Source organism: Streptomyces sp. NPDC040410, assembly GCF_055595715.1.
The window spans coordinates 49,319-63,204 of record NZ_JBVIVK010000025.1 but is presented as its reverse complement, the minus strand read 5'-3'; the positions used below and the strand labels follow the sequence as shown (position 1 = coordinate 63,204).

The window sequence follows — 13,886 nt, the reverse complement described above, 5'->3', positions numbered from 1 at the left end:
ACATCGGACTTCGGCCCCCGTCCTCCCACGCTCGCCCTCCCTTTGCGGCTCTTCTCCTTCTCCTTCCTGCTCCCCTTCCCCCCCTTTTCCTTCCTCCCCGCAAAACCACCCCCAGGGCGGCGAAGTGGATTACTGGTCGGCCTCCACCCGCTGCGCCGCCGCATCGATCGCCGCCAGCGACCTGCGGACCTGGTTGCGGTCCGTGGTGTACCAGAAGTCGGGCAGTGACGCCTTCAGATAGCCCCCGTACCGTGCCGTGGCCAGCCGCTGGTCCAGTACGGCAACCACGCCTCGGTCGCCCACAGCGCGTACCAGGCGGCCGGCGCCCTGGGCCATGAGCAGCGCGGCGTGGGTCGCGGCTACCGCCATGAAGCCGTTGCCGCCGGCGTCCTCCACCGCTTTCTGGCGGGCGCTCATCAAAGGGTCGTCCGGACGCGGGAACGGGATCTTGTCCATCACGACCAGCTGACAGCTGGGGCCGGGGACGTCGACGCCCTGCCAGAGCGACAGCGTGCCGAAGAGACAGGTCTTCGGATCGGCCGCAAAGTTCTTGATCAGCTCACCGAGGGTCTCCTCGCCCTGGAGGAGGATCGGGAACTCCGGGATGCGCGAGCGCAGTTCCTCCGCAGCGAGCTGGGCTGCCCGCATCGAGGAGAAGAGGCCCAGGGTGCGCCCACCGGCCGCCTGGATCAGCTCCGTGAGCTCGTCGAGCATGTCCGCGCGGTCACCGTCCCGCGCCGGGCGCGCCAGATGCTTGGCGACATACAGGATGCCCTGCTTGGGGTAGTCGAACGGCGAGCCGACGTCGACCCCCTTCCACTGCGGGAGATCGTCGCCCTCCGTGCCCTCGGGGGCAAGTCCGAGGGAGGCGCCGACGCCGTTGAAGTCGCCGCCCAGCTTCAGGGTCGCGGAGGTCAGAACGACGGAGCGGTCCGCGAAGAGCTTCTCCCGCATCAGACCCGAGACGGACATGGGGGCGACACGGAGGGAGGCACCGAAACGGTCGTGGCGTTCGTACCAGACGACGTCCCATTCGGACCCGTTCGTGATCCGCTCAGCCACGTCGTGCACGGTCTCCACGGAGGCCAGCGCCTGTTTGCGGACGGCGTCCTCGTCCTGGACGGACTTGTCACGGGTCGTTCCGATCGCGGAGATGACCGTGCGAGCGGCGTCGCGCAGCGCCATGAGCGCATAGCCGAGGTCCTCCGGGATCTCCTCCAGGCGCCCGGGCAGAGCCAGCTCCATCAGGCGCTCGAACCCCTCGGCGGCGGTCTGGAGCTGGTCGGCGGCCTTCTCGTTGACAAGCTTCGCGGCGCGGCGGACCGCACGGTTGACCTGGCCGGGGGTCAGCTCACCGGTGGCGACCCCGGTGACCCGGGACACCAGCTCGTGCCCCTCGTCCACGATCAGCACCTCGTGCTGCGGGAGGACCGGCGCGCCCTCGATGGCGTCGATCGCGAGCAGCGCGTGATTGGTGACGACGACCTCGGCGAGCTTGGCGCGCTCGCGAGCCATCTCGGCGAAGCACTCGGCGCCGTACGCGCACTTCGAGGCGCCCAGGCATTCCCGCGACGAGACCGACACCTGGGCCCAGGCGCGGTCGGAGACGCCGGGCGTCAGGTCGTCGCGGTCGCCGCTCTCCGTCTCGTCCGACCAGTCGCGCAGCCGCAGCAGGTCCTGGCCGAGCTTGCTGGTGGGAGCGGCTGCCTCGAACTGGTCGAAGAGGCCCTCCTCGTCGTCCTGCGGTACGCCCTCGTGGAGGCGGTGCAGACACAGGTAGTTGGACCTGCCCTTGAGCATCGCGAACTCGGGGCGGCGGCGCAGCAGCGGGTGCAGCGCCTCGACGGTGCGCGGAAGATCCCGCTCGACGAGCTGGCGCTGCAGGGCCAGGGTGGCGGTCGCGACGACGACGCGCTCCCCGTGCGCGAGCGCGGGCACGAGGTAGCCCAGCGACTTTCCGGTGCCGGTGCCGGCCTGGACCAGCAGATGGGAGCCGTCGTCGATCGCCTCCGCGACGGCTTCGGCCATGGTCACCTGGCCGGGGCGCTCCGTACCGCCGACGGCGGTGACGGCAGCATGCAGGAGTTCGGGGAGTGAGGGCTTCGTCATAGCGCGACCACCCTACGGCCCGGCACTGACAAACGGGCGGTCAAGGCCAGGGTCAGGGGCGGGATCAAGACCGGGTGCTTCGGTTGGGGATCGGATCAAGTCCAGTTGAGATCGGAATCGGTCCACTTGAGGTTGCGTTCGAGCTGCCGGGTGCACGAAATGGCTCAGTTCGAAACGGCATGGGTTCGCTTCCGTACACGGTGGGATTGGTCGGGGTGGGACGGGGTGGGACTGGTCGGGTCGAGTCGGTCGCGGTCGAGTCGGTCGCGGTCGAGTCGGCTGGATCTTGAATCCACTCGGCGTGAGTGGGCACCGGATCGACACGAGCGGCGCACCAGAGTGATGGCACAGTGACACCGCGCTACATCAGAGGGCGAAGGTACCGGTCCCGCACCATGAGAGCTGCCCGCTTGGTGGGCAGGTCGACCTCGGCTGAGAAGCGGAAACCCGCGCTCGAGAAGGAGGCGATGGAGGGAATGTTGCGAAGGTCGGGTTCCGCTACGACGCGGGCACAGGCGGACCGCTTGTCGAATACGAGATCGGACACCGCTCTCAGCAGTGTGCTGCCGAGCCCCCGCCCTCGGTCGGCAACGCTGCCGATGAGGAGGTGGATACCGGTGTCATGAGGCCGGGCGGGATAGTGACGGGCCAGGGGGTCGAGGTCGGCCCGGTAGAGCTCCCAGTAACTCATCGGGGTGCCCTCCAGCATGCCCAGGCACGGAACGCTGCGTCCGTCTTCGGCGACCTGCGCCCGCACGTGCTCCTCGGTCACGATCTCGGCTCCGGCCAACTTCCAGAACGCCGCGACGGCGGGGTCGTTCATCCACCGGCTGATGAGTTCGAGGTCCCGTTCCACACATACGGGGACGAGTTGGAACGTGCCCGCTGGGGTGTCGGTCGACCCCCAGTCGGCAACGCGGTCGAGCAGGTCGTCACCGGCATGAGGGCTGAAGACCGACGGCGCCGCGCCCTCTCGGTGGCCCCATGGTTTGCCGGTGTCTGTTCCCACCTCCTCGAAGAGCGCACTGAGTTCGGCGGGGAGGCGCAGGTCCAGCGTGTCCTCACTGTCTGCGCCCACGTCGTGGGCCGTTCCGGTAAGGCGCTCGCCCGAAACGGGACTCCGGCTGATGGCGATGTCGGCCGCGGCGGCCGCGGCGGGGACGGGAGCGGTATCGGCGTCGGGACTCACGTCGTGGGGAGGCACGGCGTCGCTCCTAAATCTCTCGTAGGGGGCTCTGTGGGTCAGGTCCTCAGGTCCTCAGGGCTGAAGGGGTTGGTGGTGCTCAAGGCAGAAGTCAGCAGAACAGGGAACGGCGGGGGCGCAGGCAGGCCCGTGGGAAGCGGCGGTACGCGTGGTGGCCCACCGTCGGGTCAGGAGTGCAGGGGGTTGGTGATGGTGACGTAGACGGACTGCGTGTCGACCGGGCCGACAAGCTCGTCGAGGCCGTGCAGGCGGGTCAGCAGGTTCGCCTTGCAGCGCAGGACGGGTGAATCGAGCAGCAGGGCGGGAAACGCGGTGCGCAGCCGCGCGGGGCCCGACACGACGGCGTGGAGGAAGTGGCGGAAGGCGGCGAGCAGTAGGTCTTCGTCGGCCAGGGACTGGGAGCCGAACGCACCGATGAGTCCGAACACGTTGTTGATGGCGAGGTAGTACGCGAATCGCTCGTCCGTGACCTCGTCGGAGACGAAGGTGTTGCTGCGCTCGCCGATGCCGGGCAGCCGGGCGTCGAGTTCCGCTCGACGGGACTCACGGAAGTAGTAACCCTGGTTGTCGCGGTAGCGGCCGCCCGAGGGCCAGCCGTCGGCGTCCAGCAGAAGCAGTGTGTTCTGCTGGTGCGCCTCCAGGGCGATGCCCGCCTCCGCGTCCAGCCACAGGACCGGACGGACGACCTGTTCCAGGTAGCGCAGGAACCACTCGGCGGCGACGGCCTCGCGGGCGCGGCCGGTCCGGTCGGCGAGGCGCGTGACGACCTCGGCCAGCCGGGAGCACAGCATCGGCGGCTCCGTCTCCGTTCGGCTCGCGGCGGCATACTGCCCGGCGTCGGGACGGGGCGAGACGAGTCCGGCGACGCAGGAGACGTCGTCCGAGGGGTGGAACGGGTTGTGCCGGATCATCACGTCGAGCCCTGGCACAGGGTTGCCGTCCGGCCCGTCGACGGCGAGCCAGGCCGGGTCGCGGACGATGTCGAATCCCGGGTGCGCGGCCTGCCACTGCTTGGACAGGCCGCTGTGCAGGAGTCGGTGCACTTCGACTCCGCGGTGGAGTTCCTTACGGAGGTTCTCCCGACGGGAGTTGGTGATGCGCAGACCGAGCGACAGCTTGAGCATGGCCGGAGCACCGGACCTGTGAACAGTACGCACGGAGGAGGTGGGGTGCCAGGGAGGGCCCTGGGCGCCGAGATCGCGGATCAGTCCGGAGTCGTGCAGGGCCGCGGTGTCGGGACGGTGTCGGACCTCGCGCATCTGCCACGGGTGCAGCGGCAGGGCCGTGTAGCCGTCGGGCAGCGGCAGTTCGGCCTCGGCGAGGCGTGCCGTGAGCTGGGCAGCGGCGATGGGGCGGCCCCGTTCGGTCCAGGCGGAGTCGGTGGCGAGCACGGAGGGAGCGACAGCCAGCCAGTGCAGGACGAAGGAGCCGCGCAACTCGGGTGAGTACAGCCGCGCTTCGGCCTCGGAGAGGCCCTCGCGACTCTTCGGGGTCGGATGCAGCGGATGTCCGAGCACGAGTGCCTGTTCGGCGGCGAGGAAGAGATCGGGCTCCTCTGCAGTGCGTCTCCGGCGGTCGCTGATGAAAGCGGCTGTACGGCGGAGAGAGTCCGCTACGCGTGCCACCAGGTCCGCACCGGCGATGGTCCCGGGCGTGGAGGAAGGGCCCAGTCCGCCGCATGCCTCCCTGGTGAGCAGCGCCGCGACCGTGACCGCGTCGGCCGGTGGTGTCTGTTCTGGGGCGTCGGCGAGGTACGGGGGACCGAAGCGGTGCCAGCCCGTCGGGGACCAGTAGTGAACGGGAGCAAGGAGGGCGGTGCCGCTGGCAGCGAGGGGGATGCGCAGGATCCCGTTGTCGGGGGCCGGCAGGTTCGACTCACGTACCCAGCACCGCAGCAGGTTCTCCACGGTCGCGGCCTCGCCTGCGGTGTGCGGGTCCGGGTGCTCGAGGAGGTCGGTGGTGGCGCCGGGCAGCCGCTCGACGTCCGGAGCGCCTCCCTGCGGTGGGGTCACTCCGCTGCGGGAGGCCCGGGAGGAGTCCCGCCCGAGCTGCCACTGTCGGGCCTCCTCCGAGCCGGAGGAACGCGGGTCATGTGAGGGAGTACTGCCGTCAGGGCCGGGGGTGGCGTTCACAGCTGAGTTCCTTGGGGCTGAGGCGTTCGCAGGGCCGAGTCGTTCGGCTCTGGAGATGAGCACGGTTCGGGGAAGCAGGTCAGGTCGCCGGGTGTCGAGGTGACGGCCCGCGCATGTGGGCGCGGGAGGGGAAGGAGCACGGGTGGCTGAGCTGGCCCGACCGTTCGGCGGGGTCACCGTGCTGCCGACCGGCGCCGCAGGACGCCATCGTGCTCGCGGCGCACCCCCGCGGCATGGCGCACCGCGGACACCCCCACCGCCTCGGACGTCGGTACGGACACGGCCGTTGCCAGGGGCCGGACGGCTCTCCGTGCGCAGACTCGGTCACGGTCACGGCTCAATGTCCTCCTGCTGTCCACGGGCGAGCAGGCCCTCGCCTCCCTGCCCGGATACAACCGCTGAGTCGACGCGACGCCTGGGCAACTGGACACAGGGGATCTGATACAGGCACCGGCGCCCCACCGCTACCAACCACGGACCCCTCACCGGGTTACGGGTTGCCTCAAGATCCTTGCCGTGACGGAACCGTTGCCGTTCCGTCGGAACTCCCCCACAGCGAGCGCATAGTGTGTGGTGCCGTTCCAGAGTTGCCGTGAGATCAAGGCGAGATCGCGGCCTCAGCTCCAAGTTTGTCCATACCAGGGGGAGTCAGATCATGCGATCCATACGGCCGTCGTTCACCGCTCGCGGGGAGAGTCGCGGGGGAAGGGGCGCGCGCCGCAGAACCTCCCCGGCACTGGCCGCTGTAGCGCTCGCTTCGGCGCTCGCGCTCACCGCCACCGCCTGCGAGTCGGGCGACAGCCAGGCCGACGGCCAGGCCTCCGCCTCGGCCACGACCGGCGACGACGGCAAGTTCACGATCCCGGACGACATCAAGGACAAGCTCGAAGAGCACGGGATCGACATCGACAAGTGGAAGAACGGCGCCTGGAAGAACTGGGACAGGGACGACTGGCTGCGCGAGGCCCAGGACTACATCAACCCGATCATCGAGGGCCTGTGGGACCCGGACCGGATGCGCGACGCCGACGACCCGGACCAGGGCGTGGACGAGAACGATCTCTCCGATGACCAGGGTGTGACCGATCCGGCGCCCGAGCCGGTGGATGCGAAGGCCGTGCCGCCCACGTACCATGCCAACGCCCCCGAGGCGGGCAAGGTGTTCTTCGACTCCCCCGAAGGCACGATGGTCTGCTCGGCGACGGTCGTGCAGGATCCGGCCCACCCCGGCAAGTCCAACCTGGTGTGGACGGCGGGCCACTGTGTGCACGCCGGCAAGAAGGGCGGCTGGTACCGCAACATCGCGTTCGTGCCGTCGTACAACAACGCGGGCGAGACGGCCGAGCAGTTGCAGGACGCCACCAAGGAGCAGGTCGCTCCGTACGGCGTCTGGTGGGGTGACTGGGCGCAGACCTCGGACCAGTGGATCGAGAACGGTGGTTCGACGGGCGGGGACGGTGCCGCGTACGACTTCGCGGTCATCCATGTCACGCCGGAGAAGGGCAGCGAGGGCAAGTCCCTGGAGGAGACGGTCGGTTCGGCGCTGCCGGTGGACTTCGACGCCCCGGCCGTGACGAAGGTGGACGCCATCACGGCCACCGGCTACCCGGCCGCGCCGCCGTACGACGGGCAGACGCTGTACCAGTGCCAGGACAAGCCGGGGCGGCTGTCGATCAGCGCTTCGGACCCGACGATGTACCGCATCGGCTGCACCATGACCGGCGGTTCGTCCGGCGGCGGCTGGGTCGCGACGGGCTCGGACGGTGAGCCGGCGCTCGTGTCCAACACCTCGATCGGCCCGGTGACCTCGGGTTGGCTGGCCGGCCCGCGGCTGGGTGAGGTGGCCAAGGGCGTGTACGACTCTGTGAGCGAGAAGTTCGCAGGTCAGTGATGAGCAGGACGTACGGCGGGCAGTGACCCGCACAGACCGGAAGGCCCGCCCTGCGGGCGGGCCTTCCGGTCGTGTGACGACTCAGGCGAGCGAAGCCGGTACATACGGCGCGAGATCCGCCGCCAGTTCCTCATGCACCCGCGCCTTGAGCAGCGTGCCCTCCGGGGTGTGTTCCTCGGAGATCACCTCGCCCTCGGTGTGAGCACGGGCGACCAGCTTGCCGTGGGTGTACGGCACGAGCGCCTCGATCTCGACCGAAGGCCGCGGCAGCTCGTTGTCGATGAGCGCGAGCAGCTCGTCGATGCCCAGGCCGGTGCGGGCCGAGACCGCGATCGAACGCTTCTCGATCCGCAGGAGCCGCTGGAGCACCAGCGGGTCGGCGGCGTCGGCCTTGTTGATCACGACGATCTCGGGCACGTCCGTGGCGCCGACGTCCCTGATCACCTCGCGCACGGCGGCCAGCTGCTCGTCCGGAGCCGGGTGCGAGCCGTCCACGACGTGCAGGATCAGATCGGAGTCACCGACCTCCTCCATCGTGGAGCGGAACGCCTCGACCAGGTGGTGCGGCAGGTGCCGGACAAAGCCGACCGTGTCGGCCAGTGTGTACAGTCGGCCGCTCGGTGTCTCGGCCCGGCGCACGGTCGGGTCGAGGGTCGCGAACAGGGCGTTCTCGACAAGGACGCCCGCGCCGGTCAGCCGGTTCAGCAGCGAGGACTTGCCGGCGTTGGTGTAGCCGGCGATGGCGACCGAGGGCACCTTGTTGCGCCGGCGCTCCTGGCGCTTGATCTCGCGGCCGGTCTTCATCTCCGCGATCTCCCGGCGCATCTTCGCCATCTTCTCGCGGATCCGACGCCGGTCCGTCTCGATCTTGGTCTCACCGGGGCCACGGGTGGCGAGGCCGCCGCCCTTGCCGCCGCCCATCTGACGGGACAGCGACTGACCCCATCCGCGCAGCCTCGGCAGCATGTACTGCATCTGAGCGAGCGCGACCTGCGCCTTGCCCTCTCGGGACTTGGCGTGCTGGGCGAAGATGTCGAGGATCAGGGCCGTGCGGTCGATGACCTTGACCTTGACGACGTCTTCGAGGTGGATGAGCTGGCCCGGGCTGAGCTCACCGTCGCAGATGACGGTGTCCGCACCAGATTCGAGGACGATGTCCCGCAGCTCGTTCGCCTTGCCGGAACCGATGTAGGTCGCAGCGTCGGGCTTGTCGCGGCGCTGGATCACGCCGTCGAGCACGAGCGCCCCCGCGGTCTCCGCGAGGGCGGCGAGCTCCGCGAGGGAGTTCTCCGCGTCCTGCGCGGTCCCCGAGGTCCAGACGCCGACGAGGACGACCCGCTCCAGGCGGAGCTGGCGGTACTCGACCTCGGTGACGTCCTCGAGTTCGGTGGAGAGGCCGGCCACGCGGCGCAGGGCCGCGCGCTCCGAGCGGTCGAACTGGTCGCCGTCCCGCTCTCCGTCGATCTCGTGGCTCCAGGCGACGTCCTCTTCCATCAGGGCATCGGCCCGAAAACCTTCGGGGTAGGCGTGCGCGGAGCGCTCAGTGTCCTGGGAAGGGGATGAAGAGGAGGTCATTGGGTCCTTACGTCGATGGCGATTCCGATTCGGCGGTCATCGGGGACAACGCACGAGTGCCCCGGGAGATTCCCGTGTCCCGTGCCGCGCCGACCTCACGATGGTCGCACGGTACGCCCCGTCTCGTCACCGCCTTATTTCGGGGCCTGCGCGGCCGGTGGCGCCGACTTCCAGTCCGGGTGGCCGGGCATCGGCGGGGTCTTCTCGCCGTACAGCCAGGCCTGGAAGAAGCCACCGAGGTCGCGTCCGGAGACCTGCGAGGCGAGCCGTGCGAAGTCCGCGGTGGTGGCCGTGCTGTCTCGGTGCGTGTTCACCCAGGCCCGTTCGAGGCGCTCGAAGTCCGGGCGGCCGATCTCCTGGCGCAGGGCGTACAGGACGAGTGCGGCTCCGTCGTAGACGCTCGGCCGGAAGATGCTGATCTTCTGGCCCGGCTCGGGTGCCTCGGGGGCGGCGGGCGGGCCGCCGGCGGCGCGCCAGCCGTCGGAGGCGCCGTACGCCGCCTTCATCCGCGCCTCCATGGGCTTGCCGGCCTTCTCTTCCGCGTACAGGGCCTCGTACCAGGTGGCGTGCCCTTCGTTGAGCCACAGGTCGGACCAGGAGCGTGGGCTGACACTGTCGCCGAACCACTGGTGGGACAGCTCGTGCACCATGATCGACTCGACGTACCACTCGGGGTAGGCGGGCTCGGTGAACAGGTCCTTCTCGAAGAGGGCGAGCGTCTGCGTCTCCAGTTCGAACCCGGTGGTCGCCTCGGCCATGAGCACGCCGTACGTCTCGAAGGGGTACGGCCCGACCTTGCTCTCCATCCAGGCGATCTGGTCGGGTGTCTTCTTCAGCCACGGTTCCAGCAGGGTGCGGTCCCCGGCGGGTACGACGTCCCGTACGGGCAGTCCGTGCGGTCCCGTGCGTCGCACCACGGCGGAGCGGCCGATGGACACCTGGGCGAGCTCGGTGGCCATGGGGTGCTGGGTGCGGTACGTCCAGGTGGTCGTCGGGCCGACGGCCTCGACGCCGGCCGCCAGACCTCCCGCGACGGCCGTGTACGCGTTGGGCGCGGTGACCCGGATGGTGAACATCGCCTTGTCGGAGGGGTGGTCGTTGCACGGGAACACCAGGTGGGCGGCGTCGGCCTGGTTGGCCATGGCCAGGCCGTCCACGGTCCGCACCCAGCCGCCGTCGCGGCCGTCCGGAGGGACGGGGTCGCTGGTGTGCCGGACGGTGATCCGCATCCAGCTGCCGCCGGGCAGCGGCTCGTCGGGCGTGATGACGAGGTCCTCGCCGGCGCCGGCGAACGCGGCGGGCTCACCGTCGACCTCGACCGACTCGACGTCACCGTGCGCGAAGTCGAGGTTGACGCGGTCCAGAGCGGTGGTGGTCCAGGCGTCGATGGTCGTGACCGCCTCGAGGGGCTTGTCGTTGGCGCCGGAGTAGGTGAAGGCGAGGTCGTACGACGCCACGTCGTAGCCGGGGTTGCCCAGCTGGGGGAAGAGACGGTCGCCGACGCCGAGCGGGACGGCGGGCGCGCTCGCGGCGAGAACGCAGACGGAGACGGCCGAGGCGAGCAGTGCCGCCGCCTTGAGCCGTGGGCGGCGGGGTGCCCGGGTGCGGAGGGTGAGCAGCATGGACCACCGCTACCAGCGCGCGCGTCCGGTAGGGCGGCGACGCGCTCCCGGCCCACTCGAACGGGTACCGCGGGCGGTCCCGTCTGCCGCGTGCGGCGCATCTCGGTCGGCGCGCGCCTCACACAGCGGGTGTCTGCGCCCGGCTCACGTCGTACACCCCGGGCACATTGCGCATGGCCCGCATGAGGGCGGGCAGGAGTGCCGCGTCCGGGAGCTGGACCGTGTAGGTGTGGCGTACGCGCTGCTGGCTCGGGGGTTCTACGGTCGCCGAGACGATCTCGGCGCCTTCGAGGGCCATGGCTTCGGTGAGGTCGGCGAGCAGATGCGGGCGGCCGAACGATTCGGCGAACAGGGTGACCCGGCATGCGGTGGTGTCCCCCCAGCGCACGTCGACCTCCGCACGCCCCCCGCTCTTCATGCTCGCCACCCCGGGGCACTCGACCCGATGGACGGTCACCACTCTCCCGCGGACGGCGAACCCGGTGATCTCGTCGGGCGGTACGGGCGTGCAGCACCGGGCCAGCCGAACGGTTGCGTCGGGCAGGTCGACGACGGCGTTCGCGGCGCCGGGGCGCGCGGCGGGGCCGTCGGGGGCGGGCCGGGGCGGTGCCTCGGTCTGCTGTGCCTGAGGCCGGCGCTCGGTCTGCTGTGCCCGTACGAGTGAAGCCTCGTCCGGGTCGGCGGCCGCCGGATGCGTCGCGAGCCACCGCTGGATGGAGATCCGTGCGCCCGGTGTGTGCGCGTGCTCCAGCCACTTGCTGGAAGGCTCGGAAGCGGGGTCCTGGCCCATGAGGAGCTGAACCGTGTCGCCGTCCTTCAGGACCGTGCTCAGCGTCGCCAGACGGCCGTTGACGCGGGCGCCGATGCACGCGTGCGCGTCCTCGCCGTACTGCGCGTACGCGGCATCCACGCAGGTCGCGCCCTCGGGCAGGCCCAGCGTGCCGCCGTCGGGCCGGAAGACGGTGATCTCACGGTCCTGTGCGAGGTCCTCACGCAGGGTGGACCAGAACGTGTCCGGGTCGGGCGCGGCCTCCTGCCAGTCGAGGAGGCGGGAGAGCCATCCGGGGCGGGTGGGGTCGACGCGCTCGCCGTCGGCCGGGGTCTGCTCCTCCGAAGGAGGTGCGTAGGGATTGCCGAGCGCGACGACTCCGGCCTCTGCGACCTTGTGCATCTGGTGGGTGCGGATGAGGACTTCGGCGACCTGGCCGTCCGCGCGGGCCACCGCGGTGTGCAGCGACTGGTACAGGTTGAACTTGGGGACGGCGATGAAGTCCTTGAACTCCGAGACGACGGGCGTCATACAGGTGTGCAGTTCACCCAGGACGCCGTAACAGTCCGCGTCCTCGTTCACCAGCACCAGCACCCGCCCGAAGTCGCAGCCGCGCAGCCGGCCCCGCTTTCGGGCCACGCGGTGCATGGAGACGAAGTGGCGCGGCCGGATGAGGACTTCGGCCTGGATGTCGGCGTCGCGCAGGACGCCGCGCACCTCGTCGGCGATCTCGGCGAGCGGGTCGTCACTGCGGGCGGTGTTGTCGACGATCAGTTCCCGCGTGTGCGCGTACTCCTCGGGATGCAGGATCGCGAAGACGAGGTCTTCCAGTTCGGTCTTGAGCGCCTGGACACCGAGCCGTTCGGCGAGCGGAATGAGCACGTCCCGGGTCACTTTGGCGATGCGGGCCTGTTTCTCGGGGCGCATCACCCCGAGGGTCCGCATGTTGTGCAGCCGGTCGGCGAGCTTGATCGACATCACACGGACGTCGTTGCCGGTGGCGACGAGCATCTTGCGGAATGTCTCGGGCTCGGCGGCGGCGCCGTAGTCGACCTTCTCCAACTTCGTTACGCCGTCGACCAGATAGCGGACCTCGGCGCCGAACTGCTCGCCGACCTGATCGAGGGTCACATCGGTGTCCTCGACGGTGTCGTGGAGCAGAGAGGCCGTCAAGGTTGTGGTCTCCGCGCCGAGTTCGGCGAGGATGAGGGTCACGGCGAGCGGGTGCGTGATGTACGGCTCGCCGCTCTTGCGCATCTGCCCGCGGTGCGAGGACTCGGCCAGGACGTAGGCCCGGCGCAGGGGTTCCAGATCGGCGTCGGGATGGTGGGCGCGGTGCGCCTCGGCCACATGACCGATGGCGTCGGGCAGCCGGTCGCGGCCGGCGGGGCCGAGCAGCGCGGCCCGGCCGAGGCGGCGCAGGTCGATCCGGGGGCGGGCCTTCCTGCGGGGCACTGTCGGGGCGACAGGGCCTGGGCTCGCAGGGTTCGTGGCCTCCGCGCTCATGGGCACCTCCGGCTGCGTGGACCGGCGGACGGGGTGCCCCAGGGCGGACACGGCTCGGGGGACGGCTTCGATCCCCCGTCCGGGCCGGTGCTTGATGCTACCGAGCCCATCACGTGCGGCTGACCGCCTCTTGCCGAGCGTGAAAAGGATCACCCAATCGAGCGTAGGTTTCCAGGTTTACGATTTCGCACTTCGCGTCCTGCGATCGTCTCAGCGAGCACTGTCCAGCCACTCCGCGTCGATCTCGCCTTCGGCGACGATCACCGCGGGGCCGGTCATCTCGATCTCGCCGTCCGGCCGCTCGGTGATCACCAGCGTGCCGCCGGGCACATCGACGGTGTACGTCGCCGGTGTCCCGGTGACGGCCGGGTCGGCGTCGTCCCGGCGGGCCGCGGCCACGGCCACGGCACACGCGCCCGTGCCGCACGAGCGGGTCTCGGCGGCGCCGCGCTCGTGCACCCGCAGGGCGACGTGCCGGGGGCCGCGGTCGACCACGAACTCGACGTTCACCCCGTCCGGGTAGGCGGTGGCCGGGCTGACGGGCGGCGGGGAGAACAGGTCTCCGGCGTGCGCGAGGTCGTCCACGAAGGCGACCGCATGGGGGTTGCCCATGTTCACGTTCCGCGCGGGCCAGCTGCGCTCGCCGACGCTCACCGTGATGTCGCCCTCGGGGAGGCGGGCCTTGCCCATGCCGACGGTGATGGCGCCGTCCTTCGCGATGTGCACCGCCTTGACACCCCCGCGCGTAGCGACCGCGAGGTCGCCCCCTCCGGCGTACCCGGCGCGCTGGAGGTAGTGCGCGAACACCCGCACGCCGTTGCCGCACATCTCCGCGACGGAGCCGTCGCCGTTGCGGTAGTCCATGAACCACTCCGCCTCGGCCGCCATCTCCTCGGCCTCGGGGTGCGCGGCGGACCGCACGACGTGCAGCAGCCCGTCACCGCCGATGCCCGCGCGGCGATCGCACAGGGCGGCGACTGCGGCCGGGGGCAGGTCGATGACGTTCTCCGGGTCGGGGACGATCACGAAGTCGTTCTCGGTGCCGTGACCCTTGAGGAAGGCGATCCGCGTGCTCATT

8 protein-coding genes are annotated in these 13,886 nt (G+C 70.3%); 1 reads left to right on the top strand and 7 read right to left on the bottom strand.

The features are described from left to right. Window positions 1-129 precede the first annotated feature (129 nt). From ACZ562_RS33375 to ACZ562_RS33365, 3 genes are all read right to left on the bottom strand, one after another. Entirely contained in the window at window positions 130-2,109 is a 1,980-nt protein-coding gene (locus ACZ562_RS33375) for an ATP-dependent DNA helicase (RefSeq protein WP_471187033.1), read from the bottom strand. A 361-nt stretch (window positions 2,110-2,470) separates the two neighbouring features. After that, the gene (locus ACZ562_RS33370; protein WP_471187030.1) at window positions 2,471-3,313 is read right to left on the bottom strand and encodes a GNAT family N-acetyltransferase; all 843 of its coding nucleotides are present in this window, start codon (window positions 3,311-3,313) and stop codon (window positions 2,471-2,473) included. A gap of 167 nt (window positions 3,314-3,480) precedes the next feature. After that, window positions 3,481-5,445, bottom strand: coding sequence for an IucA/IucC family protein (locus ACZ562_RS33365; RefSeq protein WP_471187027.1), 1,965 nt, complete (start codon window positions 5,443-5,445; stop codon window positions 3,481-3,483). Window positions 5,446-6,100: 655 nt separating this feature from the next. Here ACZ562_RS33365 and ACZ562_RS33360 point away from each other — a divergent pair. After that, entirely contained in the window at window positions 6,101-7,336 is a 1,236-nt protein-coding gene (locus tag ACZ562_RS33360; protein ID WP_471187025.1) for a trypsin-like serine peptidase, read from the top strand. 81 nt (window positions 7,337-7,417) lie between these two features. Here ACZ562_RS33360 and hflX read toward each other — a convergent pair whose 3' ends face one another. The 4 genes from hflX to dapF form a co-directional block, all read right to left on the bottom strand. Beyond that, entirely contained in the window at window positions 7,418-8,911 is a 1,494-nt protein-coding gene (gene hflX / locus ACZ562_RS33355) for a GTPase HflX (RefSeq protein ID WP_471187022.1), read from the bottom strand. 134 nt (window positions 8,912-9,045) lie between these two features. Continuing rightward, complete coding sequence (locus ACZ562_RS33350; RefSeq protein WP_471187019.1) at window positions 9,046-10,533, bottom strand: M1 family metallopeptidase; 1,488 nt, start codon at window positions 10,531-10,533, stop codon at window positions 9,046-9,048. A 118-nt stretch (window positions 10,534-10,651) separates the two neighbouring features. Next, window positions 10,652-12,808, bottom strand: a complete 2,157-nt coding sequence (locus ACZ562_RS33345) for a RelA/SpoT family protein (protein WP_471187016.1) — start codon at window positions 12,806-12,808, stop codon at window positions 10,652-10,654. A gap of 210 nt (window positions 12,809-13,018) precedes the next feature. Beyond that, on the bottom strand, window positions 13,019-13,885 hold the full coding sequence (dapF, locus tag ACZ562_RS33340) for a diaminopimelate epimerase (RefSeq protein WP_471187013.1): 867 nt from the start codon (window positions 13,883-13,885) through the stop codon (window positions 13,019-13,021). Window position 13,886: the final 1 nt, after the last annotated feature.

Coding starts and splice junctions, on each gene's coding strand:
- ACZ562_RS33375 (WP_471187033.1), bottom strand. CDS start 2,109: ATGACGAAGCCCTCACTCCCCGAACTCCTGCATGCTGCCGTCACCGCC.
- ACZ562_RS33360 (WP_471187025.1), top strand. CDS start 6,101: ATGCGATCCATACGGCCGTCGTTCACCGCTCGCGGGGAGAGTCGCGGG.
- hflX (WP_471187022.1), bottom strand. CDS start 8,911: ATGACCTCCTCTTCATCCCCTTCCCAGGACACTGAGCGCTCCGCGCAC.
- ACZ562_RS33350 (WP_471187019.1), bottom strand. CDS start 10,533: ATGCTGCTCACCCTCCGCACCCGGGCACCCCGCCGCCCACGGCTCAAG.
- ACZ562_RS33345 (WP_471187016.1), bottom strand. CDS start 12,808: ATGAGCGCGGAGGCCACGAACCCTGCGAGCCCAGGCCCTGTCGCCCCG.
- dapF (WP_471187013.1), bottom strand. CDS start 13,885: ATGAGCACGCGGATCGCCTTCCTCAAGGGTCACGGCACCGAGAACGAC.